General features: G+C 61.7%; 27 protein-coding genes and 1 pseudogene. 10 read left to right on the top strand and 18 right to left on the bottom strand.

The features are described from left to right. Window positions 1–28: 28 nt before the first annotated feature. Window positions 29–664 (top strand): TVP38/TMEM64 family protein, encoded by a 636-nt coding sequence (locus SynPROS71_RS13205; RefSeq protein ID WP_186595685.1) that lies wholly within the window; start codon window positions 29–31, stop codon window positions 662–664. On the opposite strand, the gene SynPROS71_RS13200 is transcribed toward SynPROS71_RS13205, so the two are convergent. From SynPROS71_RS13200 to SynPROS71_RS13185, 4 genes are read right to left on the bottom strand one after another with little or no spacing between them, the layout of a single operon-like run. Continuing rightward, complete coding sequence (locus tag SynPROS71_RS13200; protein WP_186595684.1) at window positions 646–834, bottom strand: hypothetical protein; 189 nt, start codon at window positions 832–834, stop codon at window positions 646–648. The two genes, SynPROS71_RS13205 and SynPROS71_RS13200, sit on opposite strands and share 19 nt — an antisense overlap. Further along, window positions 831–1946 (bottom strand): TIGR00341 family protein, encoded by a 1116-nt coding sequence (locus tag SynPROS71_RS13195; RefSeq protein ID WP_186595683.1) that lies wholly within the window; start codon window positions 1944–1946, stop codon window positions 831–833. Before SynPROS71_RS13195 ends, SynPROS71_RS13200 begins: the two co-directional genes overlap by 4 nt. Before the next feature lie 18 nt (window positions 1947–1964). Continuing rightward, window positions 1965–4055, bottom strand: coding sequence for an NAD-dependent DNA ligase LigA (ligA, locus tag SynPROS71_RS13190; protein WP_186598095.1), 2091 nt, complete (start codon window positions 4053–4055; stop codon window positions 1965–1967). 22 nt (window positions 4056–4077) lie between these two features. After that, window positions 4078–4509, bottom strand: a complete 432-nt coding sequence (locus tag SynPROS71_RS13185; protein WP_186595682.1) for a hypothetical protein — start codon at window positions 4507–4509, stop codon at window positions 4078–4080. A 91-nt stretch (window positions 4510–4600) separates the two neighbouring features. Between SynPROS71_RS13185 and SynPROS71_RS13180 the strand changes: the two genes are divergently transcribed. From SynPROS71_RS13180 to SynPROS71_RS13170, 3 genes are all read left to right on the top strand, one after another. Further along, window positions 4601–5149 (top strand): SprT family zinc-dependent metalloprotease, encoded by a 549-nt coding sequence (locus tag SynPROS71_RS13180; protein WP_186595681.1) that lies wholly within the window; start codon window positions 4601–4603, stop codon window positions 5147–5149. 110 nt (window positions 5150–5259) lie between these two features. After that, entirely contained in the window at window positions 5260–5790 is a 531-nt protein-coding gene (locus SynPROS71_RS13175; RefSeq protein ID WP_186595679.1) for an RNA helicase, read from the top strand. A gap of 42 nt (window positions 5791–5832) precedes the next feature. Next, the gene (locus SynPROS71_RS13170) at window positions 5833–6354 is read left to right on the top strand and encodes a DUF1269 domain-containing protein (RefSeq protein ID WP_186595677.1); all 522 of its coding nucleotides are present in this window, start codon (window positions 5833–5835) and stop codon (window positions 6352–6354) included. Here the strand turns inward: SynPROS71_RS13170 and SynPROS71_RS13165 are convergent. The 7 genes from SynPROS71_RS13165 to SynPROS71_RS13135 form a co-directional block, all read right to left on the bottom strand. After that, window positions 6341–6769, bottom strand: a complete 429-nt coding sequence (locus SynPROS71_RS13165) for a hypothetical protein (RefSeq protein ID WP_186595675.1) — start codon at window positions 6767–6769, stop codon at window positions 6341–6343. The genes SynPROS71_RS13170 and SynPROS71_RS13165 overlap by 14 nt on opposite strands. A gap of 87 nt (window positions 6770–6856) precedes the next feature. After that, entirely contained in the window at window positions 6857–7417 is a 561-nt protein-coding gene (locus SynPROS71_RS13160) for a chorismate lyase (protein WP_186595673.1), read from the bottom strand. 32 nt (window positions 7418–7449) lie between these two features. Then, a complete protein-coding gene (locus SynPROS71_RS13155; RefSeq protein WP_186595671.1) occupies window positions 7450–8166 on the bottom strand; it encodes a hypothetical protein in 717 nt (238 codons plus the stop codon). Window positions 8167–8190: 24 nt separating this feature from the next. Continuing rightward, complete coding sequence (gene mnmG, locus SynPROS71_RS13150; RefSeq protein ID WP_186595669.1) at window positions 8191–10170, bottom strand: tRNA uridine-5-carboxymethylaminomethyl(34) synthesis enzyme MnmG; 1980 nt, start codon at window positions 10168–10170, stop codon at window positions 8191–8193. A gap of 22 nt (window positions 10171–10192) precedes the next feature. Continuing rightward, the gene (gene dnaB / locus SynPROS71_RS13145) at window positions 10193–11611 is read right to left on the bottom strand and encodes a replicative DNA helicase (RefSeq protein WP_186595667.1); all 1419 of its coding nucleotides are present in this window, start codon (window positions 11609–11611) and stop codon (window positions 10193–10195) included. Between the two features lie 97 nt (window positions 11612–11708). Beyond that, the gene (gene rplI / locus SynPROS71_RS13140; protein ID WP_186595665.1) at window positions 11709–12167 is read right to left on the bottom strand and encodes a 50S ribosomal protein L9; all 459 of its coding nucleotides are present in this window, start codon (window positions 12165–12167) and stop codon (window positions 11709–11711) included. A gap of 41 nt (window positions 12168–12208) precedes the next feature. Then, the gene (locus tag SynPROS71_RS13135) at window positions 12209–13141 is read right to left on the bottom strand and encodes a fatty acid desaturase (protein WP_186595663.1); all 933 of its coding nucleotides are present in this window, start codon (window positions 13139–13141) and stop codon (window positions 12209–12211) included. A 55-nt stretch (window positions 13142–13196) separates the two neighbouring features. On the opposite strand from SynPROS71_RS13135, the gene SynPROS71_RS13130 reads away from it, so the two are divergent. Continuing rightward, entirely contained in the window at window positions 13197–13922 is a 726-nt protein-coding gene (locus tag SynPROS71_RS13130; RefSeq protein ID WP_186595661.1) for a hypothetical protein, read from the top strand. On the opposite strand, the gene SynPROS71_RS13125 is transcribed toward SynPROS71_RS13130, so the two are convergent. Further along, a complete protein-coding gene (locus SynPROS71_RS13125) occupies window positions 13910–14821 on the bottom strand; it encodes a fatty acid desaturase (protein WP_186595659.1) in 912 nt (303 codons plus the stop codon). The two genes, SynPROS71_RS13130 and SynPROS71_RS13125, sit on opposite strands and share 13 nt — an antisense overlap. A gap of 120 nt (window positions 14822–14941) precedes the next feature. Between SynPROS71_RS13125 and SynPROS71_RS13120 the strand changes: the two genes are divergently transcribed. From SynPROS71_RS13120 to SynPROS71_RS13105, 4 genes are all read left to right on the top strand, one after another. Next, entirely contained in the window at window positions 14942–16261 is a 1320-nt protein-coding gene (locus SynPROS71_RS13120) for a methionine gamma-lyase family protein (RefSeq protein WP_186598094.1), read from the top strand. 21 nt (window positions 16262–16282) lie between these two features. Continuing rightward, a complete protein-coding gene (gcvH, locus tag SynPROS71_RS13115; protein WP_186595657.1) occupies window positions 16283–16672 on the top strand; it encodes a glycine cleavage system protein GcvH in 390 nt (129 codons plus the stop codon). A 57-nt stretch (window positions 16673–16729) separates the two neighbouring features. Then, entirely contained in the window at window positions 16730–19666 is a 2937-nt protein-coding gene (gene gcvP / locus SynPROS71_RS13110; RefSeq protein ID WP_186595655.1) for an aminomethyl-transferring glycine dehydrogenase, read from the top strand. Between the two features lie 97 nt (window positions 19667–19763). After that, window positions 19764–20024, top strand: a complete 261-nt coding sequence (locus tag SynPROS71_RS13105; protein ID WP_186583625.1) for a hypothetical protein — start codon at window positions 19764–19766, stop codon at window positions 20022–20024. 6 nt (window positions 20025–20030) lie between these two features. On the opposite strand, the gene SynPROS71_RS13100 is transcribed toward SynPROS71_RS13105, so the two are convergent. The 5 genes from SynPROS71_RS13100 to SynPROS71_RS13080 all read right to left on the bottom strand — a co-directional run bounded on the left by SynPROS71_RS13100 (window position 20031) and on the right by SynPROS71_RS13080 (window position 23033). Further along, a complete protein-coding gene (locus SynPROS71_RS13100) occupies window positions 20031–20237 on the bottom strand; it encodes a hypothetical protein (protein ID WP_186583624.1) in 207 nt (68 codons plus the stop codon). Window positions 20238–20474: 237 nt separating this feature from the next. Beyond that, window positions 20475–21488 (bottom strand): DMT family transporter, encoded by a 1014-nt coding sequence (locus SynPROS71_RS13095; protein ID WP_186595653.1) that lies wholly within the window; start codon window positions 21486–21488, stop codon window positions 20475–20477. 5 nt (window positions 21489–21493) lie between these two features. Next, window positions 21494–22234, bottom strand: coding sequence for a pirin-like bicupin family protein (locus tag SynPROS71_RS13090; RefSeq protein ID WP_186595651.1), 741 nt, complete (start codon window positions 22232–22234; stop codon window positions 21494–21496). Between the two features lie 8 nt (window positions 22235–22242). Next, window positions 22243–22770, bottom strand: coding sequence for an NADPH-dependent FMN reductase (locus SynPROS71_RS13085; protein WP_186595649.1), 528 nt, complete (start codon window positions 22768–22770; stop codon window positions 22243–22245). Further along, window positions 22767–23033, bottom strand: a complete 267-nt coding sequence (locus SynPROS71_RS13080; RefSeq protein ID WP_186595647.1) for a CDGSH iron-sulfur domain-containing protein — start codon at window positions 23031–23033, stop codon at window positions 22767–22769. Before SynPROS71_RS13080 ends, SynPROS71_RS13085 begins: the two co-directional genes overlap by 4 nt. Before the next feature lie 93 nt (window positions 23034–23126). On the opposite strand from SynPROS71_RS13080, the gene SynPROS71_RS13075 reads away from it, so the two are divergent. After that, entirely contained in the window at window positions 23127–23480 is a 354-nt protein-coding gene (locus SynPROS71_RS13075) for a helix-turn-helix domain-containing protein (RefSeq protein WP_186595646.1), read from the top strand. On the opposite strand, the pseudogene SynPROS71_RS13070 reads toward SynPROS71_RS13075, so the two are convergent. Continuing rightward, window positions 23450–23590, bottom strand: a pseudogene (locus SynPROS71_RS13070) (rubredoxin); the annotation flags it as partial. The gene SynPROS71_RS13075 and the pseudogene SynPROS71_RS13070 sit on opposite strands and share 31 nt — an antisense overlap. Between the last annotated feature and the right edge of the window lie 35 nt (window positions 23591–23625).

Below are 23625 nucleotides of genomic sequence, written 5' to 3'. Positions count from 1 at the left end.
AACGGTTGTAAGGCGCAAGGGTTAAGGAATGGCGAGTGATCTGCTGAGCACGGAGGCCGTTCTGCACTGGCTGCAGTCTCCGTTAGGAGCCCTGGTGTTTATTCCCCTGTATGCGCTTTGGGTCACGCTGCTCTTGCCTGGCATCTGGGCTTCGATGCTGGCGGGTGCTCTCTACGGCACCTGGTGGGGCAGCGTGATTGTGTTCGCTGGAGCCACGCTCGGGGCGGAAGCTGCGTTTCTGCTGGGGCGCCACCGCTTGCGCGGTTGGGCACAACGTCGGCTCAAGCGCTTCCCAAAACTGTTGGCAATCGAAAAGGCGGTGAGCCGTGAAGGGTTCCGGTTGGTGTTGCTCACCCGCCTGTCTCCGGCTTTTCCGTTCTCTTTGCTGAACCTCGCCTATGGACTCAGCGACGTGAGCCTGCGGGATTACAACCTGGGCCTGATCGGCATCATTCCTGGCACGATCCTGTTCTGCGCACTCGGTGCACTGGCTGGAAGCGCTGCGCGTTTCGGGGAGGTGTTGGCTGGGGAGACGTCCCCTCAGGCCTGGGTGTTGCGGGTTGTCGGTGTGCTGGCCACCGTTGCGGTTGTCTGGCTGGTGGGTCGCGCTGCTCGCAAGGCGCTGCAGGAGGGATCAGAGCTGGATCAAGATCCGGCGGGTTGATCGGGATCCGTGAGGCGCCAGTCGCGGATCGCAGCGATCAGCACAAACCAGATCAGCCGGCCTCTGGCCCGCAATCCCTTGCGTGCACTCAGGTCGGCATATTTGGCGCGGCCGCAGTCGGTTTTGATCCAACGAAACACAGAGGGCCGTTGTTGATCCTGTTGATTCACGACGATGGCTGCGACGTTTCGCTGTATTTAAAGATCTGATTGGGGATCACGCTGATGGTGGTCCTGATGTCGTCCAGGCCCAGGTCTGTCTTGGCGCGATCGGCGAGGCCCTCGTACACCTCCTGCGCCAGTCCGTCTGTGACCAGACCTTCTGGAGCGCTGAGCACGAGATCAACGGTGGCTTTGTTGTCCACAACCCGGATATTGCTGTACAGCATCCGCACCTTTTGCCAAAGGTAGGGATTCTTGCGGGTGAGTTCGAACTGACGCACTCGACCGGCTTTGAAGCTGGCGAACTGACCATCCAGTTGCTGTTTGATGCTGAAGTCGCGCAGGGATGAGGACAGGGGGATCGAGAGCAGGCCCAGAAGACCGAGCCACACCAGAAGATTGCGCCAGCTCTGCCCCACCGACCCGTACCGCTGGATCAAAAAGATGAACAGGCTGGCCACGGTGATCCCGATCAGGTTGGCCAGGAACAACAGGAATGAGCCCTCGGAGATCTGATTGGTGATTCCCGCCACCGTTCCCCGTCCGAACACCGCCACCACTTCCTGGCCCAGGCTCAAGCCGATGCCGCAGACGCAGAGGGGAGGCACCAGGGCCACAGCGATGGCCACACCGGCGATCGAGTTCGACAGCCCCGCGCGCGTCATGCTGAAGGAACCGGCAATGGCGGCGGCAACGGCAATGCCGAGATCGATCAGATTGGGAGCGGTGCGGGAGGTCATCTCCCGATTCACCTCGCTCACGTCGAGCAGCATCGACAAAATCGCCGCCGTGCCAACAACGGTGAGCACACCCAGCAGGATGGTGAGCAGGGATCGCTTTGCCAGGGTGTTGTTGCTGATGGCCAGAGCGAAGGCCAGGCTCAGGATCGGATCCATCAGCGGTGCCACGATCATGGCCCCAATCACCACGGCGGTGCTGTTGGAGATCAGCCCGAGTGTGGCGATCACCGCTGAACACACCAGGAGTACGAAGAAACCTAGGGACGGTTTCGATGACTCGATGCGTGCTTTGTAGAGCTCTTTGCGTGGGACGCGCTGCTCGAGGTTGATCTGCCACTCACCTGTGAGTGCTTCGACTGCTCTTGTGATCGGCGTTGGCATGGGGTCAGCTTCGTTCTTTCAACGCGGATTGAAGGAGTCGGTGCTGGCTTGAATCAGCCGCTGCAGTGCTGTTTCGTCGAGCACGCGGATTCCAAGGGTCCTGGCTTTTTCCAGTTTGCTTCCCGCTTCGTCGCCAGCCACCACGAAACTGGTTTTCTTGCTCACCGATCCGCTCACTTTGCCCCCTGCTTCTTCGATCAAGGCCTGGGCCTGAGACCGGGAGAGCGAGGGCAGGGTGCCGGTGAGCACGAAGGTCTGGCCGCTGAGGTGCCCCTTGCCGTTGTTGCGATCTGCCAGGGCCTGACGCTCCTGATCCGAGGCCGCCAGCGTGAGGCCGACATCGCGCAGCTGCTGAAGCAGATCCTGGTTGGCTGAGGTGTTGAACCACTGCTCCAGGCTCTGGGCGATCTCCGGACCAATGCCGTGCAAATCGGTGATCGCCTCCGGCTTGAGCATGGCTGCGTCAGCAAGGCTGTGGGCGTCGGCAAAGGCAGAGGCCAGGGCTTTGGCATTGACCTCGCCAACGTGATGGATCCCCAGGCCATAGAGCTGGCGCGACCAGGGCTGCGCGCGGGATTGGGCCAAAGCGGCCACCAAATTGCCGGCACTTTTTTCACCCATGCGCTCCAGGCTTGTGAGCAGGGCGGTGTCGAGGCGGTACAGGTCGGCAATCGAGCGCACAAGGCCACGCGCAACCAGTTGTTCAATCAGCTTGCTGCCGAGGCCATCCACATCCAGCGCACCCTTGCTCACCCAGTGGCGCAGGGCCCCGCTCAGGATGGCGGGACAACTGCTGTTCACACAGCGTGTGGCGGCTTCACCGCTTTCGCGCACCAGATCCGAGCCGCAGGAGGGGCACTGCTGCGGCAGCTCCAGGGGCAGGGCACCCTCCGGACGCAGTTCGGGGAGAACCCGCAGCACTTCAGGGATGATCTCCCCTGCCTTGCGCACAATGATCGTGTCGCCGCTGTGCAGATCAAGCTCCTGCAGACGATCGGCGTTGTGCAGGGTGGCGCGACTGACGCTCGTGCCCGCCAAGGCAACCGCCTCGAATTCCGCTACTGGGGTGATCACCCCAGTGCGCCCCACTTGGCAGCTGATCCGCAGCAGCTTGCTAGGGGCTTCCTCCGCCGGATATTTGAGGGCAATTGCCCAGCGCGGTGCTTTCTGGGTGAAGCCAGCAGCGTCCTGCAGGCGCAGGTCGTTGAGCTTCACCACCACCCCATCGGTGGCGTAATTGAGATCGTGGCGCCGGCTGTCCCAGTCGCCGAAAAACTGCTCAACGGAGTCAACGTTTGGCAGCAGGGCGGCGTTGGGGTTCACGCGGAAACCTGCATCTTCCAACCAGCGCAGGCTCTCCCATTGGCTGGTGGGGCGTTCCCCCGACCAGTCCTCGGGGAGGTGAAGGGTGTAAGCAAAGAAGTCGAGGTGCCTTGCAGCCACCACCTTCGGGTCCAGCTGACGCAGGGTTCCTGCGCAGGCATTGCGGGGGTTCGCGAAGAGGGGCTCGTCGCGCGCAGCTCGCTCCCTATTAATGGTGGCAAAGGTGCTGTCGGGGATCAGGGCTTCGCCGCGCACCTCCACCCAGGCGGGTGCGGGGTCGAGGTGCAGGCGCAGGGGAATGGAGGCGATGGTGCGCACGTTGGCTGTGATCTCTTCTCCTTGATCGCCATCCCCCCGGGTTGCTGCGCGGACCAAAACGCCGTTTTCGTAGCTCAGCGCTAGGGCATTGCCGTCGATTTTCAGTTCTCCCACCATCGCCAGGGCCGGCAGGGGTGAACCCGATGGGGGCTCGCGGTCGAGCACCTTGATCAGTCGGTTGTACCAGCCCCGCAGCTCGTCAGCACTGAAGGCATTGTCGAGGCTGAACAGAGGGATGCGGTGGGTGACACTGCGAAAGCCTTCGGCCGGAGAGCCGCCCACCCGTTGGGTCGGACTATCGGTCTCGACCAGCTCTGGGTGTGCTGCCTCGAGATCGAGCAGTTCTCGATAAAGCCTGTCGTAAACAGCATCCTCGAGGTCGGGGGCATCAAGCACGTAATAAGCGTGCGCGGCTTTGTTGAGAAGCTGCCTCAGTTCGGCGGCGCGCTCCCTCAAACCCTGCGGCATGGAAGTGGGCACGGCCGGGCAGTCAACTCTTGGCGTTTGCGTTGACGGTGGCGATGCGGTCGATCTTCCAGTTGTCGTCCACCTTGGTGAAGGTGAAATCGAGCGGCATCTCCTCTTTGTCTTCGGCGATCAGCTTCACCGTGAGGATCATGTTGCCTTCCTGAAGCCGGGGACGGCCTGATTTGAGGTTTCGGAAGCGATTGAGTTTTAGTCCGGCCAAATAGCGGATGAACTGCTGGCGGTTCACATGCTGGCGATAGGTCTTGGTGGTGAGGAGGTAGGCCGCGTCGACCCGTCCAGCGGCCACCTGGGTGAAGAACTGCTTGATCAGAGGATTGATGCCGCGGGCGCTGAGCACCAGCTTCACCGCGGTGATCGTCCAGTAGAGGAGTAGGGCGCCACCACCGGCGAGCAGTGCCTTGCTTCCGATTTCCCGCACCAGACCCAGATCCATCAGCCCATGCCATTTGGACCGTGAGTCTGACTGACGATCCGCTGGATGGAGGCAGACTGGGCCGACCTCCCGCGTCCGGCGCCTGCCGACCATGCCGCTCGAGCCGTTGTTGCCGCTGTTTCATCGGCTAAACCGTGAACACTTCGAGGGCTCGCTCACCCAGGGGAATCAGCCCCTGGTGGCCGTTCGCTGGAGCGATGGCCGGCTTCGGCGCACCGCCGGTTTGTATCGACGTGGTGTTTCTGTGGCGCCACCCCTCGGTCGGGAGATCGTGTTGTCGAGACCCCTGTTGGGGCCACTGCCGCGCGAGGCCACGGAGAGCACCCTTTGCCACGAGATGATTCATGCCTGGGTGGATCTCGTGCTGAAGAGCAACGAAAGCCATGGCCCCAATTTTTTGGCGCGCATGCAGGCCATCAATGCGGATCAAGATCGCTTTGAAGTGAGCGTTCGGCATCGGTTTCCGGTTCCGCAGCAGCCACCGCGCTGGATTGCTATTTGCCCGCGCTGCGGACGGCGGACGCCCTACCGGCGGCGCATGAAACAGGCCGCTTGCCGCCAATGCTGCAATCAGCACCATGGCGGTCGTTGGCATCCCAGTTGTCTGCTTGGCTATGTGCCGGCCCAAGAGGACAGCTGACGTTTATGGATCTGTTTCTCTGGGTTTTGGAGATTGGCGGTGTGTCCATCGCTTTAATCGGCTTGCAACGGGAACGTTGGTTGGTGCACCGGCGTCGGTAACGTTTGAGGATGGATTCACGTCGACAACGCCGCCAGCGTGGTGCTGAGCCATTGGATTCGCGATTTGATCAATGGATTGAAACGGGGCGGCAGCTGGTGGATGGCGTCTCCGGTACCCGTCCTGGCCGTCGTGGTGGTGGGCGGCCGCAGGTCGGATCCCGCCTTGATGCCGTGGGCCGGTGGGTCGGTGATCGGGTGGAATGGCTTCTGGATGAAGACGACGACTGGAGTGAGGGTGTGTCTGCTCCAGAGACCCCCGCAGCGGCGAGGCCCCGGCCCTCGGGCAAGCGTCCTTTGGATGCGATGTCGCGGCGGCAACCGTTGTTGACGCCTCCGACTGAAACCAGCGCCCTGCCGCTTGAAGAACCCATTCAGGAAGACTGGCCCGACGATGAGGATTTCCGCGTTGAACGTTGGCGACGCTCGGAGAGCACATCCGCACCTGCATCCCCACCGTCCCCGCCGGCGCCCACTCCAGAGTCGCGAACGTCGGTTCGTCGCTCCTTCCCCCGCTCCAGTCGTCGGCGCGACGGAGCCTGAGGCTCGATAGCCCTTAGGCTCCGACCAACTGAATCAACCGACATGAGCAACCTGGTGGTTGTGGGCTTCCCGAAGGTCTCTGAGGCTGAGGACGTTCGGCGTGAGCTGGTCACCATCCAGCAGGAGCATCTGATCACCTTGGAGGATGCGGTGGTGCTGGAGCACGGTGATGATGGTCACGTGCATCTGCGCCAGGCGATCAACATGACCGCAGCCGGTGCCATGGGCGGCACCTTCTGGGGTTTGCTCATCGGTTTGATCTTCGCCAATCCCCTGTTGGGTGCAGCGGTGGGGGCTGGCGCCGGTGCAGCTTCTGGTGCTCTCAACGACATCGGAATCAACGACAAGTTTCTCGAAGAACTGGCGGAGACGTTGCCCCAGGGCAGTGCTGCCCTGGCTCTCTTGGTGCGCGACTCCACCCCGGATCGGGTGATTGAGCGCCTGCGCCGCCATGCTCCCCATGCCCGGCTGATCCATACCAACCTCAGCCACACCGATGAGGAGGCTCTCAAGGCGCAGTTGGACACGGCTCGCAAGCAGGCTGAGGCTCTCAGGCTTTCTTGACCTGCCTGTGCACCTGATACCGGCAACCGCGGCGGTTGAGTTGCTGGTTCACCGCGTCGACCAGATTGGAAGGGAGTTCCTCGGCCATCTGATCGGCGCTGGTCGTGATCGAGGCTGATCCAGCAGCCATGGCTTCAAGCAGATCCGTCCATTGGTTCACGTGCTGGTCTTGGCTGAGAGGGTGATGTCCCTGACGTTCGAGAACGACAGAGCAGAGCTCGGCATTCCAAAGTGCGGAGCGTCCCTTTCGGTGGGGAGCCCGTTGCTCGGCTGCACCCATATCAAGTGCTGCGGGGGTAGGACACCCATGGCGGTCCCGCCAGCCTTCCCGCTCCAGCACGCGTCCGCAATGACGGGCGGAGATGCCGAACTTGCGGCCCAGATCGTGGAGGTTCACCCAGGTGGAGGTCGCCATGGAATCGTTGCCGATAGGCGCATGATTGCTTGAGCACAACAGCAAGCAAGTTGTCAAGTGCAAATCCCCATCAAACGCTGGATTTCTTCATGACGCTGCATGAAGCGGCCGGCGCGGAGCTTCTCCCAGCCAGCGTTCTAGGGCTGGGCTGAACACTTCCCTGATCACGGTGAGTTCCTTTCCCTGGCGGAAGAAGCGGTAATGGCGGCTCCAGAAAGGTCCTTGCTCACCAAAGCCCTGTTCGAGCCAGGGGGCTGTCACCAGGGCCAGGCCATCCACTTCTCGGAAGAGTTCTGAGCGCCCCTGGGTGAGGCTGATCCAGATCGGCAGGTTGCGATTTTGGAGGTGCTGCTCCGCTTCGGTCTGGTTCCACCAGCTCTCCGCCCAGGCGAGAGTAATGCCGCCGCACTCCAGCCACACCTGGCGTCGCAGCAGGGGGTGGCTGAGTTCGCGCACTTCGGTCGGCGCGCCGTCCAGTGCTGTGTCGGCCTCCATGGCGCTCACGCGCACGGCGACCGGATGGCTTGTCAGCAAACGCAGGTGCCTGGTTGGGCTGCCATCACCAAGCAGCATCAACCGCCAGGGGCCAGGGAGCCAACCGGGTTCTTCACCTGCCAAAACAGCCGCTGTGGGGGCCTCCCAGAGCACAGCTGGCGAGGGGGTCAGGGCGTCGATGGGGTTCAGAAGGCTCCTCCCACTGAGAGTGACCGGCTGGTGCCGCCCCGTTCGATCACCGCACCGTTTGCCGTCACGCTGCGCAGGGACCAGCCACTGTTGCCGATGCTTTCCCCTGGGGCCGCCGACAGGGACTGCTCACCGACCTGAAAGATGGCGGATCCCTGGCCGCCGCCGCCGTGGACCACTCCCACGAGGAGGGGCTCCGGCGTCACGGGTACCGTTGCCGCAGCAGACTCAACCTGTGCGGGTGTTGGCTCCGTTTCTGCCGGGAGCGGTAGGGAGCGGATGGGAATGGTCACCGGCTCCAATTGCTGAATCACTGGCGGGGCTGGAATCGGCTCCTGGGCGTCCTGAATCTCCGTGGCTGTCTCTGCGGGCGGAGTGTCTGGTGTGCGCTGACGCAGCTTTTCAATCAGGGCCAGGTTGCGTTCCCTCTGCAGCGCCTGTTGGGCGCTCCACCACTGGAGACCCAAGGTGAGGGTGCCCAGCACTCCAATCAGGGTCAGCACCAGCAGGCTGATCAGCACCCGCGGGCTTGGCTGGGTGTCCTTCGAGCTGGACGTTGGCGTCGAGGCGGAGGCTGGCGGTGGCGCTTTCACTTCACGCACCTGCACCTGCACAGCCTCCAGGGTGCGTTCCCCGTCGCTGAACACCCGATCCATCACCTGCTCAGCGCGCAGATTCCAGTAGGCCCGGGATGTGGGAAGGCGTGGAGACACCGCAGGTTGTTGACTCCATCAACGCTATCGAGCCTGGCCAGTGGGGGCGAGGTCTGGAGCGCTGGGTTGACTGCGTCGTTGCTGCAGCTCGAGCCACATCAACAGAGCTGTGAGATCGGCTTGGCTCACACCAGGGATCTGGCTGGCCTGCCCCAGGGTGAGTGGGCGTACTGCTGTGAGTTTTTCACGTGCTTCCTGCGACAAGGTGCTGATGCTGGCGTAGTGGATCGTTTCAGGAAGCTTGCGCCGGCCCTGGCGCTTCACCTGATCGATCTGCTGCTGTTGGCGAGCCAGGTAACCGCTGTATTTGATGTCGATTTCGGCGCCTTCGCGCACGGGCAGGGGGAGGCCTGCATCGGCCAGGCCGTGGCGCACCAGGTCGGCGGCATGCATGCCCGGCCGGCGCAGCAGGTCGGCCAGGGTGATCGAGCCTTTAATGGGAGCACCGGTTTCCTGCACCACGGCGGGGGCGACGGGGTCACTCACCTTGAGGCGCACGGTCTCCAGTCGCTGCTTTTCGGCCTCCATCGCCTGGAGTTTGTCTTCAAACAAGCGCCAACGACGGTCGTCGATCAAACCGAGCTCACGGCCTAGGGGGGTGAGGCGGCGGTCGGCGTTGTCACCCCGCAGCACCAAACGGTATTCACTGCGGCTGGTGAGCACCCGGTAGGGCTCGCGCAGATCCTTGCTCACCAGATCGTCGATCATCGTGCCGATGTAGCTGCCTTCCCTGGGAAAGTGCACCGCTTCTTCAGCGCGGATGCGGCGTGCGGCATTGAGGCCTGCCACCAGCCCCTGGGCCGCGGCTTCCTCGTAGCCCGTGGTGCCATTGAGCTGGCCGGCGCTGAACAGCCCTTGCACGCGTTTGGTTTCCAGCGAGGGCAGCAGTTGGGTGGCGGGCAGATAGTCGTAATCAACGGAGTAGGCCGGGCGCAGCATCACGGCTTGTTCCAGGCCAGGCAGGCTGCGCAGCAGTTGCAACTGGATCGGTTCGGGCAGGCCGGTGGAGAAGCCCTGCACGTAGATCTCCGGGGTGTCGCGCCCCTCCGGTTCGAGGAAGATCTGGTGGCTGTCTTTATCGGCGAAGCGCACGATCTTGTCTTCGATTGAAGGGCAGTAGCGCGGCCCCTTGCTGTCGATCACGCCGCCGTAGATGGCGGTGAGATGTAGGTTGTCTTTGATCAGTTGATGGGTTGCTGCCGTGGTGCGCGTGATATGGCAGCTCATCTGCTCACCACTGGACCAGGCGGCGGGGTCAAACGAGAAGAAGCGATCGGCGGCGTCGCTGGGTTGCTCTTCGAGCTGATCGAGGGCAATGCTGCGCCGGTCCACCCGCGCTGGGGTGCCGGTTTTGAGTCGGTCGGTGTGGAAGCCCAGTTGCTGGAGTGCTTCGGTGAGCCCTTCGGCGGCCTGCTCGCCGGCCCGGCCTGCAGCCATCGACTGGTGGCCGACCCAGATGCGACCCCCAAGAAAGGTGCCGGCGGTGAGCACGACGGCCTTGGCGCCGTAGACGCTGCCGAAATAGGTGCGCACACCGGTGATGCGGGCGGCGGGCCCTTGGCTCGGCTCCCAAGACTCACCACCGCCACTGGGATCGCCTTCGATCTCCAGCCCTGTGACCATCGCCTCACGCAGGGCCAGGTTGGGGGTGTGCTGCAGCAGCTGCAACATCTGGCGGGAGTATTGGCGTTTGTCGGTCTGGGCGCGTAGGGCCCACACCGCCGGGCCGCGGCTGGCGTTGAGGATGCGTTTTTGAATCGCAGTGGCATCGGCCAGGCGGCCGATCACGCCACCGAGGGCATCCACTTCATGGACGAGCTGGCTTTTGGCGGGGCCACCGACGGCAGGGTTGCAGGGCTGCCAGGCGATGCGATCCAGATTGAGGGTGAACAGGGCGGTGTTCAGCCCGAGGCGAGCACTGGTGATGGCGGCTTCACAGCCCGCATGGCCACCCCCCACGACGATCACGTCGAAGGATTCCGTGGGAAAGGAGCTACTGGCCATCGCTCCAGTATCGGCAATCGGCTTACGCCGCCAGGTTGCGGAAGCGGGTGAACTGAGGCTCGAACAGCAGCTTCACGGTGCCCACCGGTCCGTTGCGGTGCTTGGTCACGATCACTTCGGTGATGCCGCGGTCGGGGGTTTCCGGGTTGTAGTACTCGTCGCGGTAAATCATCAGCACCAGGTCGGCGTCCTGCTCGATGGAGCCGGATTCGCGCAGGTCGCTCAGCATCGGCCGTTTGTTGGTGCGCGACTCCACACCACGGCTGAGCTGGGAGAGGGCGATCACCGGCACGTTCAGCTCCCGGGCCATGCCTTTGAGGGCCCGGGTGATGCGGGAAATCTCCTGCACGCGGTTGTCAGGGCTCGATCCCTCCATCAGCTGCAGGTAGTCGATCACCACCAGACCAAGCTCCTTGCCCTGTTCCGCCATCAGGCGCCGGCAGAGGGAGCGCATCTCCAGGACGCCGGAGTTGGGTTTGTCGTCGATGTAAATCGGCAGTTGCCCCAGGGTGTTGATGCCTTGGCCGAGCAGCGGCCACTCCTCCTGTTGCAGGCGACCGGTGCGCAGGCGACCGGCCTCGATGCCCACTTCCATCGACAGCAGCCTGTAAGTGAGCTGCTCCTTGCTCATCTCCAGGGAGAACACGCACACCGGCAGATCGTGCAGCTGGGCCACGTTCTTGGCCAGGTTGAGCACAATTGAGGTTTTGCCCATGGCCGGTCGGCCGGCCACGATGATCAGGTCACTGCGTTGCAGGCCCTGGGTCATGGCATCGAGGTCGTAGAAATTCACCGGGATGCCCGCCACCGAGGTGCCCAGCGACCGGCTTTCGATCTCGTTGAAGGTGCTGGTGAGAATTTCGGCTGTGGGCGTGAGGCCCTTTGAGGGCTTCTCCTGGCTGATCGCAAAGATCGTTTGCTCGGCTTTGTCGAGCACCTGCTCCATCGGCAGGCTTTGGTCAAAGCCCAGCTGAATCACCTCGTTGCCGGAGCGGATCAGCTGCCGGCGCAGGTACTTGTCCATTACCAGGCGGGCCACCTGCTCGATCGAAGCGGTGGAGGCCACCCGCTCCACCAGCTCCACGAGCCGGTTGCTGCCGCCTACTTTCTCGAGCGCTCCTGTGTCGGCCAGCCAGGCGGTCATGGCCGTGAGATCGGTGGGTTTGCCCTGGCTGTGGAGCATCACCGCAGTGCGGAAGATCTCCCGATGGGCACCGAGATAAAACGCCTCTGGTTGCAACACATCCGCCACCCGGCCGATGGCGTCGGGGTCCAGCAGGATGCCGCCCAGCACGGCTTCCTCTGCCTCCACATTCTGGGGCGGAACGGAATCGGGCAGGGCCTCGAAGTTGGGTTCATCCCTCCGGCGCCCCTTGCCGAAACTGCGGCGATCCCCGTCGGCGGACTCACCGCCGGCATCCGTCAGGGGAACGCTCACCATGGACCTGACCTTTCAACGCCGACGCCCACTCTGGCGTACTTGCGCGCACGCAACAGAGTGGGCTGTGACGGCCTCACATATCCCCTTGCGACCTGGGTCAGTAGCTGACCACTTCCAGGTTGATTTCAGCGGTGACTTCACTGTGCAGCTTGACGCTGACCTTGTAGTTGCCGGTGCGGTGGATGTCGGGAACGGTGATGTCGCGGCGGTCCACCTCCTTCTTGGTGGCTTCTTCAATCACTTCGGCCACGTCGCCATTGGTGACGGTTCCGAACAGCACGTCGTCATCGCCGGTCTGCTTCTTCACGGTGAAGCGACCGATGGTGTCGAGGGCGGTGCGGAAGGCCAGGGCGTCTTGCTTGAGTGCGGCTTGGCGCTCAGCCTCCTTGGCCCGGCGATGCTCCACCTGCTTCATCACCGCTGGGGTGACTGGGACGGCTTTGCCGTAAGGGAGAAGGAAGTTGCGGGCATACCCGGGGGCAACTTCCACCATGTCGCCATCCCTGCCGAGGCTGAGAACGTCCTCATTCAGAACGACTTGTACGCGCTTGGCCATGGCGATAATTCCGGACGACGTCGAATAAGCGATCGGTAATTTTACGACGCGACGGGCAGGCGTATTTTCGTGGCCAGCCCAAGGGCCCGCATCAGCCGGATGTGCTCCCAAGTGAGGTCGATCTGCCCTGGCTGAAGTCCGTGGCGGGCGGAGTGCGGATACGCGTGGTGGTTGTTGTGCCAGCCCTCGCCGAAGGTGAGGGCGGCCACCCACTTGTTGTTACGGGAGGCGTCACCGCTGTCGTAAGCCACGGTTCCCCAGCAGTGGGTGGCGGAATTCACGAGCCAGGTGACGTGATACACCAGCGCCAGGCGCAGGGGAATGCCCCACAGCACCAAGGCCCAGCCGCCAGCTCCGGTGGCGGTGCCAATCCAAAACAGCAGGCCGGCCAAGGGCAGCTGCAGCAGCAGGAAATTGTTATTGAGCCAGCGGTAGTACGGATCCTGTGCCAGGTCGCCGGTCATGCGGGGCACGGCCTTCATGGCTGGGACGGACTCGAACATCCAACCCATGTGGCTCCACCAGAAGCCGCGGTGGCTGTTGTGGTGATCCGCATCCGTATCGGAAAACTTGTGGTGATGGCGGTGCAATCCCACCCAGTCGATCGGCCCGTGCTGGCAGCTGAGGGCGCCGCAAGTGGCGAAGAAGCGTTCCAGCCAGCGAGGGAGCTGGAAGGATCGGTGGGACAGCAAGCGGTGATAGCCGATGGTCACGCCTAGGCAGGCGGTGACCCAGTAGAGCACCAGCAGGCTGGTGACGGCCTGCCAGCTCCAGAACATCGGCAGCAAGGCCAGAAGGGCCAGGCTATGGATCACGATCATGAAACCGATCGTCAGCCAGTGAAGTCCCTTTTTCGGTGCCGCTGAGGTCTTGCCCCGGCGAGGCTGTTGCAGCAGGGTTGCAAGCGCCTGGGCCCGGTGCGAAGCTGCCGGTCGACTGGGGGGTGATGGCGCAGTGATGACGCTTGAGGCCATGGCCTTATCTGGTTGATATCCGCAGACTATACGCAATACGGATCCGTATCAAGCAATGAGCAACACCAGTGATGCTGATCATGTGACCAGGGGTTACCGCGATCAGCTGGCCGAGGGGCGTCAGGCAATGGCCCATCTCATTCACGTCTGGCATGAGCGCAATGGCTGGTCGCACAAGGTGTTGCCTGCCTTGGCTGATGCGCTCGATCTCGGGCGTGTGCACAACTCCCAGATCTCCAACCTGCGCAACGGCAAGCTCGCCTCTCCAGGGCCTGAGGTGTTTTTGGCTCTCGGTCAGGCCAATACGGTGCTTCACGCCGGTCTGGCCCCAATCAGGGAGCACCTGGCTGAGGTGCATCCCGATCTGCTCAAGGTGCTGAAAGACGGTGCAGTGCCCCTGCTCGATGCGCAATCAAACCCCCTTGGTGCCGGAGCCTTGTTCGAGATCTTTGTCGGCTTGGCGTCCCTGCCGCCCGGCTTTGATTGGCGGATTGCGCCCCAGGAGTCGTCACTCCTCAGTGCCGCCATTGCCGACAGACTCTGCCGCGGGCAGTCCTGGCGTCAATGCCGTGATCTGGTGATGGAGGCTTATCCGGTTAGCAAAACCCAGCGCCGCGAGCGTTTTGCGGAGGTGATGGCGGGGATGCGTGACTACAGCGCCGAAGAACTCGACGGCGAGTTCCTCGATCTTTATGCCACGCACCTCAAGCTGGAGGGCCGCCAGGGGCTCAGCGCTGAAGCTTTTCTCGCCGAGCTTCGCGCGACCACTCAGCCGGGGTAACGCGCCTGGCGCACCCGGCGGGTCAGCCCCAATTTCTGCAGCAGTCGGATGTGCAGCCAGGTGATGTCGACTTCGAACCAACGCAGGCCATGACGGGCGCTGGCCGGATGGGCGTGATGATTGTTGTGCCAGCCTTCGCCGAAGGACAGCACTGCCACCCACCAGCAATTGCGAGAAAGGTCCGGACAATTGAAATTGCGGTAGCCGAATGCGTGGGTGGCGGAATTCACAAGCCAGGTGACGTGGTAAACGACCACCAGGCGAAGGGGAATGGCCCAGAGCACGAGTCCGAGTCCGCCGCCGTGCACGTTGGCCGCATTGCCATACCAATACAGCGCTAGACCCAGGGGGATCTGCAGCAGCAGGAACCAACGGTCGAGCCACACATAAAAGGGACTGCTGAGCAGATCCCCGGCATAACGCTCCTTGTGCTCCAAGGCTGGAATTTCGTGAAGCATCCATTCGCTGTGGCTCCACCAGAGGCCACGACCGGCGTCGTGGTGATCATTGGGCTGGTCGGAGAAGCGATGGTGATGGCGGTGGAGTGCAATCCACTCGATCGGCCCGCTCTGGCAGGCCAGGGTGCCCATGATCACCAATGTTTTCTCCAGCCATGACGGCACCTCGAAGCTGCGGTGTGCCACCAGGCGGTGCAGACCCAGGGTCACACCGAGAACGGTCATCCAATACAGAACAGCGAAGACGGCGATCCCTTGCCAGCTCCAAAACCGCGGCAGTAAGGCCACGGTGGCGAGCACGTGCATCACCACCATGAAGCTCGTGGTTCCTCCCTTCAAACGTCGCTGCCGGCGCGGCAACGGCGCTCTGGGCGCCATGACGGCTGCGCGTAGGCGCAAGTCCCGTTGGCTGCCGGTGTCGGCGGGGCTGGTGGTAACCAAGAAGAATCTCCATGATCCGATCCAGTTGCAGTCCGAACGGACACAGAAGGAAAGGAAAAAGACGGTTGGAGATGTGAATGTAAAAGAACGCAGCAGGTTCTCCGCGGGTTTCCGATGGCAATGGGTTCAGAACGGTCGGGGGCACATCCCCCTAAAACTCCTTTGGAACCCAGCGAGGCACTGGCTTTAGCGCGAGCACGAGTTCAAGCTGTTCGCGAGCGCTTGGAACCTGTCGCCCGAACGCGAACCGCCGCTGTTGCCCCCCGGTTGCGAAGGGTTCTGGACGCTTTTGCGGCGGAACGGGTGGGTCCGCAGCACTTCGCCTCGGTGAGCGGTTACGGCCACGGCGATCAGGGGCGGGAGGTGATCGATCGGGTGTTCGCCCGGGTGTTGGGCGCAGAAGCCGCAGCGGTCCGATTGCAATTCGTCAGCGGTACCCATGCCATTGCTGCAGCCCTGTTCGGAGTGCTTCGCCCGGGCGATCGCATGGTGTCCATCACTGGGCGTCCTTACGACACCTTGGAAGAGGTGATCGGTCTGCGGGGTGAGGGGCAGGGATCCCTTCGGGACTTCGGCGTTGCCTACGAGGAACTTCTCCTGCGTCCGGACGGTTCGGTGGATGAGGAGGGAGTGGATCAGATGCTCGATCAGCCCTGCCAATTGGTGTTGATTCAGCGCAGTTGTGGGTACAGCTGGCGCCCCTCTCTCAGCGTGCAGACCATCGGCAGGCTTTGTGAGCGAATCCACCGTCGCCAGCCCGACTGCATCTGTTTTGTCGACAACTGCTATGGCGAGCTCGTGGAAGAGCAGGAGCCGCCTGCAGTGGGAGCAGATCTGGTCGCCGGTTCGCTGATCAAGAACCTCGGAGGCACGATCGCTCCAGCCGGTGGTTATGTGGCTGGCCGCAACGATCTTGTGGAGCGGGCCTGTTGCCGTCTCACAGCTCCGGGCATCGGCCGTGAGGGCGGCACGGGCTTCGATTTGCATCGGTTGCTGCTCCAGGGGCTGTTCCTGGCTCCGCAGATGGTCGCGGAATCCCTGATCGGTGCTGATCTGGTGGCCGGAGTGTTCGCAGATCTGGGCTATCGCGTACAGCCAGCCGCCGGAGCCTTGCGCAGTGATCTGATTCAAGCGGTGCAGTTGGGAGATGCCGAGGCGTTGAAGGTGGTGTGCCGTGCCTTTCAGGCCTGCTCACCGGTGGGCTCCTATCTCGATCCGGTGCCTGCAGCCATGCCGGGTTATGCCAGTGATCTGGTGATGGCAGGCGGCACGTTTATCGATGGCAGCACCAGTGAATTTTCCGCTGATGCACCCTTACGGGAACCGTTCAATCTCTATGTGCAGGGCGGCACGCACCGGGCCCACGTTGAGCTGGCTTTGATCGATGCCCTGCAGGCACTGGCTGCGGCAGGACGGCTGGATCTGGCCCACACTAGGTAGGCATTGCTCAATGCTGGCCCGATGGCCTTCGACTTCCCCGATTCGTACCGTTACGCCGACAGCCACGAATACGCTTGGCAGGACGCCGATGCAGTCCGGATCGGGCTCAGTGCCTACGCCGTCGACCAGCTCGGGGACATTGTTTTTGTGGATCTGCCGGAGGTAGGGGCTGAACTCAACCGCGGCAGCAGCTTCGGAACCGTGGAGTCGGTCAAGGCCGTTGAAGAGATGTATGCGCCCCTCAGTGGTGTCGTGCTGCAGCGCAACGATGCCTTGTTGGCGAATCCGGAAGAACTTCAAAATGACCCCCACGGCGAGGGTTGGCTGCTGGTGATTCAACTCAGTGACCCGGATCAGATGGATCAGCTGATGGATGCGGCCACCTACGCGGCCAAGGTGGCGGCCATCTGACGCCCCGAGCCGGTCGATCTGGAAGTTTCTTACAGTTCTTCAGATTGCTCTGGCCCCATGACCCTGCTCGATCAGCGGACGGCGGCCTCAAGCACTGTTGAACCGATCTCTCCTTTCGTCCGCCGCCACATCGGACCTGAATCCCAGGCTGTGGACCGGATGCTGCAAGCCCTTGGATTTGCAGACCTTGACGCCTTCATCCAAGCGGTTGTTCCCGGCGACATTCTCGACTCACAGCCGCCCCGTGCTGATCTTCCTTCAGGAGTCGATGAGGCTCCTGCCCTGGCTGAATTGCGAACGATCGCCAGTCGTAATCAGCTGACCCGTTCTCTAATCGGTCTGGGTTATTTCGATACCGTCACTCCGGCTCTGATTCAGCGTCAAGTGCTGGAAAACCCAGCCTGGTACACCGCTTACACCCCCTATCAGGCAGAGATCGCCCAGGGGCGCCTGGAAGCACTGTTGAATTTTCAGACTCTGATCAGCGAGCTGACGGGACTGCCGATCGCCAACGCCTCCCTACTCGACGAGGCCACGGCCGCTGCTGAGGCGATGTCGATGAGCTTTGGTGTGTGCAAACGCGAGGGGGCATGCCGTTTCTTGGTGGATGCCGCCGTGTTGCCGCAGACCCTGGCAGTGCTGCGCACCCGCTGTGAGCCCATCGGTGTGCAGTTGGAGGTTGCTGAGCCAGATGCCTTCCGCTGGGGTGATGACGTTTTTGGGGTTTTGCTCCAGCTTCCCGGACGTTGCGGCCGGCTTTGGGATCCACGCGCTTGCATTGAAAGGGCCCACACGCACGGTGCCCTGGTCACCGTTTCGGTTGATCCACTCGCGCAGGTGCTTCTTGAGCCCGTGGGTGCACTGGGTGCGGATATCGCCGTGGGCAGTGCCCAGCGCTTTGGAGTTCCGATGGGAGGGGGCGGACCCCATGCAGCGTTCTTCGCCACCCGGGATGCCTACCGTCGTCAGGTGCCTGGCCGGTTGGTGGGCCAGTCTCGCGATGCCGAGGGGCGTCCTGCTCTGCGCCTGGCCTTGCAAACCCGCGAGCAGCACATCCGCCGGGACAAGGCCACCAGCAATATCTGCACCGCCCAGGTTCTGCTCGCCGTGATGGCGTCGTTCTACGCCATCCATCACGGCCCCGAGGGCCTTGAGACCATTGCCAACCGAATTGTGTTGTTGCGTTCCCGTCTGGAGGTGGGGTTGGCTGCAATTGGTTTCCCTGTGCCAGGTGGTGCTCGCTTCGACAGTGTCGACGTGCATTGCCCCCAGGCTCCCCTTGTGCATCGCCTGGCGGCTCGCGAGGGTTTCAATCTGAGGGTGCTGCCCGACGGTGTGCCGGCGGACCAGGCCCTCGGGTTTGGAATCAGCCTTGATGAGCTCAGTGATGAAGGCGAGATTCAGAGCCTGCTCTCCATCTGTGCGGAGGTTGTTGAGAAGGTTCCAGCAACACCGGCGCTGCCATCAACTCCAGCGGAGGTGATGGCTGGGGTTCCCTTGCGTCAGCGTCCCTGGCTTCAGCAGAGCGTGTTTCATCGCTATCGCAGCGAAACCGAATTGATGCGCTACATCCAGCGTCTCGTCAGCAAGGATCTGTCGTTGGTGCACGGCATGATCCCCTTGGGCAGCTGCACGATGAAGCTCAACGCGGCGGCTGAACTGGCTCCAGTGAGTTGGCGTGAGTTCGCTGCGATCCACCCCTTTGCTCCCTTGGAGCAACAGGAGGGATTTCAGGCGCTGATCCGTGATTTGGAGCGTTGGCTCGCCGCTCTGACAGGTTTCGCCGCTGTTTCATTGCAGCCCAATGCCGGATCCCAGGGGGAATATGCCGGTTTGTTGGTGATCAGGGCGTGGCATCGGTCCCGCGGGGAGGCCCAGCGGGATGTGTGCCTCATTCCCACCAGCGCCCATGGAACCAACCCTGCCAGTGCGGTGATGGCTGGACTGCGCGTGGTGGCCGTGGCCTGTGATGAGGATGGCAACGTGGATGTTGAGGATCTGCGATCCAAAGCCAGGGAGCACGCCGATGTGCTCGCTGCCTTGATGGTCACCTATCCCTCAACCCATGGTGTGTTCGAAACACGGATTCGAGAGATCTGCTCTCTCGTTCATGAGCATGGCGGCCAGGTGTATCTCGATGGCGCCAACCTCAATGCCCAGGTGGGGCTGTGCCGCCCCGGTGCCTTCGGCGCTGATGTCTGCCATTTGAATCTGCACAAGACCTTCTGCATTCCCCACGGTGGCGGTGGCCCCGGGGTGGGTCCGATCGGAGTTGCTGCCCATCTCCAGCCTTTTCTGCCAGGCCACCCCCTGATGCAGTGCGGAGGCGATCAGCCCATTTCATCGGTGTCTGCAGCGGCCTGGGGTAGTGCCGGAATCCTGCCGATCAGCTGGATGTATCTGCGCATGATGGGCGCTGAAGGTTTGCGCACCGCCACGGCGGTGGCCTTGCTATCGGCCAACTATCTGGCTCATCGCCTGGATGCGCACTATCCCGTGCTGTTTCGCGGTGAAGGAGGTCTGGTGGCCCATGAATGCATCCTTGACCTGCGCGGACTCAAGCGCAGCGCAGGGCTGGAAGTGGATGATCTCGCGAAGCGTTTGATGGATTACGGCTTCCATGCCCCCACCGTGAGCTGGCCTGTGGCCGGCACCGTGATGGTGGAGCCCACAGAGAGCGAAAGCCTCGACGAACTCGATCGTTTCTGTGACGCCATGATTGCCATCCGGGAGGAGGTGGCTCGCATTGAGAGCGGAGAAAGCGATCGCGACAACAATCCCCTGAAACGCTCCCCCCACACTCTGGCGGCAGTGACAGACGATCACTGGCAGAGGCCCTATTCGCGACAAGAAGCTGCTTTCCCGTTGCCTGGCCAGCAGCAGACCAAGTTCTGGCCTGCCGTGGCCCGCATCGACAATGCCTTTGGTGATCGCAACTTGATTTGCACCTGCCCGAGCGTGATGGATCTGGCTGAATCGCCCTCAGTGCGATAAATTTTCACTGAAATCGAAAATTAAACGTTCGATTTTTGTTTGTGTCGATGGTTTCATCACCACACTGCACAGCATCTCGTCGCATTCAAGAGGATTCATGATCAGCGACACACCCAACGATTCATTGTCTGCAAAGCAGGAGGGTGAGGGGCTCCAGCTTCCTGAAATCCCAGGATGCCTCGAGGAAGCGCTCGGTCGCGGTCATACCCTCCCCATCGAGGGCACAAATGTGTTGCGGGTACCGTTTGGTGTGCGCCAAGCCCGTCGTCAGCGCCCTCAGCGTCCCGAACGTTGGGCCACCTTGGTGCTCCCTTTCCAGCCCCAGGGTTCACCCACCCCTCCCCCGCAAGCCGCCTGAGCGGCTTCAGGCAGCTGAGAGCAGGCTTGTTTCCTGCTGAAGCCGCCAATCAACCAATGCTTTGACATCCTCTAGCGAGCAGGTGGGTGTACGGAAGGGAAGAAGCGTCATCGGGCTGCGTTCTGGTCGAACCAGCCAGCTGTGGTTGCGTTGTTGCAGCAGAACAAAACCGCGGTAACGAACCGCGTACTGAGGCTCTTCCTGGAATCCCATTCTCGAGGGGACAATGTGTGGTGACGATGCCATTTCAGGGCACAACATGTGGTGTGTGCGCGAATTACTGATTCTCTTCGGGATCGGGTTTAAATTTGTTTATCACGCTTGCGTTGGCTTGCTTTGAAGCCAGGTGATCTCAAGTTTACTGATTAACTTGTGGTAAATATTGTTTTTCTTGCTAGCAGGATTCTCTGAGGTCCGGTCTCGATGAAGACTCTATCGGTAGTGTCTTGGTCAGGGGCACGCGCTTCCGCCAATTGGATGGTGTGAATCCGCCAAAGTCACTTTCTTTTCAAGCGCTTCGTCATGGCTGCTCGACTCTGAGTGGGTCGGTTTGAACGTGGTAACCGTTACTCCGAGAATGATCACAGCCGCTCCAAGCAGTTGTGATGTCGTTGGTCGGTCCCCATTGATCAGGAAGGCGGCCATCAATCCGATCAGCGGGCCTGGTGCTGCCCACCGGCCCATGCTGATTGTGCTTAAAGACCGTGAGGATTGATACCAGAGGTATTGCGAAACCACGATCAGAAGCGCGGCATAGAGCAGCATGATCAGCCAGAAGATTCCTTGGCTGAGGGGTTCAAACTGTTGAAAACCAAGCAGTGATCCTGCAACTACAAAGAACAGCAGGCTGGACACAACATTGCGTGCGAACAGCAGCAGTTCAACCTCCACAGCATCTTTCACAGCTGCTTTGCCGATGATGGATGAGAGGGCAAAAACGATGGTGGAGATCAGGATCAGCAGATCGCCTCGGCGGATCATCTCGTGATTGCCGATCAGCACGATTCCCATCACCCCCACGATGATGAATCCGTAGCCGAACCATTCCTGCGTCAACACGCGAGTGCGGAAAAACACGGCGCCGAGCAGTGCATAGAGCACCGGAGCTAGACGACCGATGAGAATGGCATTGCTGGCTGTGGTGGACTCCAGCCCCACGAAGATCAAGGCTGATAACGACGAGGCCAGCGCGGCATCCACCAAGATCAACAACCAGGATCGCCAAGACGTTTGGCGAGCTTGTTGCAGCATCAGGCCCGGTTTGTGCCACACCAGCAGGAGCAGGGCAGCACAGAGGTTTCCTGCGAGCAGGGCATTCCATGGGTTCCACGGCACGAGCACATGGGCCACACCGGGGCCCAGTGTCATGGCATTGATCACGAACAAGGAAATCACCACCGGTCGCATCGATGCCATGGAGCGCGACACCAGCACCTCGAGTTGAGGCGAGATCAATCCTTTCATCGTTATCACTCCAGTGCGAACAGCAGCACATCGCTGCTGTCGCTGTGGCTCTGCAGGATCTTGAGATCGGAGGATAATCCCCTGAATCCCAGCCCGTCACCCTTGCGCAAGCGAATGCTTGCAGCCGATGGTCGCGGTAGCTCAATCTCGCCCTCAATCATCTGGATCCAGCCGCGCTCGATGGATTGGACAGGCCACGGCAGGGTCTGACCAGCTTTGGGCTTTGCGCGCCAAAGGCTCACCGGGCGTTCGATCGCCATCACCGAAGGGTCGTTCGGGGCCAACAGTGGTGTCCAGGTGTCGGATCCGATGTTGGGCGTCCGCTGTTCGTAAGCCGGTGAGAGTCCTTCGTCGCTGGGCTCGATCCAGATCTGCAGCAGTCGGCAGGCCTCATGGCCTTCATTCATCTCGGAGTGAACGATGCCGGTGCCAGCACTCATGCGCTGAACATCGCCTGCGTTGATCACGCCGCTGTTGCCCATCGAATCCCGATGGTTCAACTGGCCCTGGATCATCACTGTGATGATTTCCATGTCGCGGTGCGGGTGCATGCCGAAGCCCCGACCCGCAGCAATCGTGTCGTCGTTGATCACGCGCAGGGGGCCAAAGCCCATCCAGTCAGGGGAGTAGTGGCCCGCGAAGGAGAAGCTGTGCCAAGACTCGAGCCAGTCGTGGCAGCTGTGGAAGCGTTCTGCGGCTGGGCGGATGACGAAGCCGAGATTGTTGGTGGAAAGAGGTGCGGGCATGGCTCGGCTCAGAGTGCAAGTGGTGTCATTTGCAGAAGACGCTGCAGCAGATCAGTGATGCTCTCGTCCTTGGGGGGCTTGGCGTAGTTGCTGAGCAGCTGGCGGCCCACCACTTGGGCGCCCAGATGGGTGAGTTGAATCCGCAGTGACAGCAGCAGCTCCATGCCACCACCACCGGAGAAGGTGGCGATCGCAATGGGTCGCCCGTTGAACAGGCTGCGGAAGTCTTCGCCCTGCACCGAAAGCCATGCGATCGCGTTTGTTAGCGATGGAGGGATCGAGCCGTTGTATTCCGGCGCGCAGATCACCCAGCGTGCTGTGTTCATGAGCTGCTGCTGCAGAGGCGCGACTGCCGCTGGAATGCCGCAGTCTTGGGCTCTGGGGGTGAAGAGAGGCAGGTCGATCCTGGTGAGATCCAGCACCTCGGCGTTTTGTCCAAAGGCTTTGGCGTGCGTCGCGAACCGATCCGCCAGCTTGAGGTTTTCACCGTTGCTGGCGGTGATCACCAGTAGGCCTGTGTCGGGAGCGTTGTTCATGCCCAGAACTTCCACCAGGGTGTGCTTTGAGTGTTGCCGATTTGACTGTGACTGCCATCGCAGAACGGCATGTTGCTGCTGCTGCCACAGGAGCAACTGACGATTGTTTTGGCGGTGTCGAGTTTCAGGATGTGCGGAGTCTTGTCAGTGCCTTGGTGGCTGCCATCGCAGAAGGCGCCGTTTTTGCTGAGCCCACAGGTGCACAGTGCGTGGGTTCCTGCGTCCAATGAAAGGACGGTTGGCTGGTTGCTCGCTTGAGGCATGGGGGGATTGCTTTGGCTTCCTGATGGTCAGCTGATGGCTTGCCATTGCACAAGGACGCACCGCAAAGTGGTTCGGTGACCTCGAGGTAACCCATGGATGAAGGCACTGGGTTCAGCGCTGGACGCGATCACAGCAATTGCAAGGCCGAGTTAGCCATGAAAGTGATTCAGGGGCGCTGGAAGTTGCTCATCCTTCGTGAATTAGTGGATGGCATCCAGCGCTTTTCTGATTTGCAGCGGGCACTGAATGGTGTGAGTCAGAAAGTGTTGACGGCTCAGCTACGCGATTTAGAGGCCGATGGCGTGGTGCATCGGACGATCCATCCCGAGGTACCGCCGCGCGTGGAGTACACGCTGACGAACCTTGGGAATGAGCTATTGCCAGTGTTGAACTCTTTACACGCCTGGGGGGAGCGTCAAGCGGATTTCAATTCCGCTTCCCGGTAGGGCTCAAAGCTAGCCTTGCGGGCGCCGCAGATCGGGCAGGCCCAGTCGTCGGGAATCGCTTCAAAGGGGGTGCCTGGAGCACTGCCGGAGTCGGGGTCGCCCAGGGTGGGGTGGTCACCACGTAGAGCGCGCAGCTGATCCGCCA

The organism is Synechococcus sp. PROS-7-1 (genome assembly GCF_014279795.1).
Lineage (GTDB): Bacteria > Cyanobacteriota > Cyanobacteriia > PCC-6307 > Cyanobiaceae > Synechococcus_C.
The sequence above is the reverse complement of the archived record's forward strand: the minus strand, read 5'-3'. Positions and strand labels throughout refer to the sequence as shown.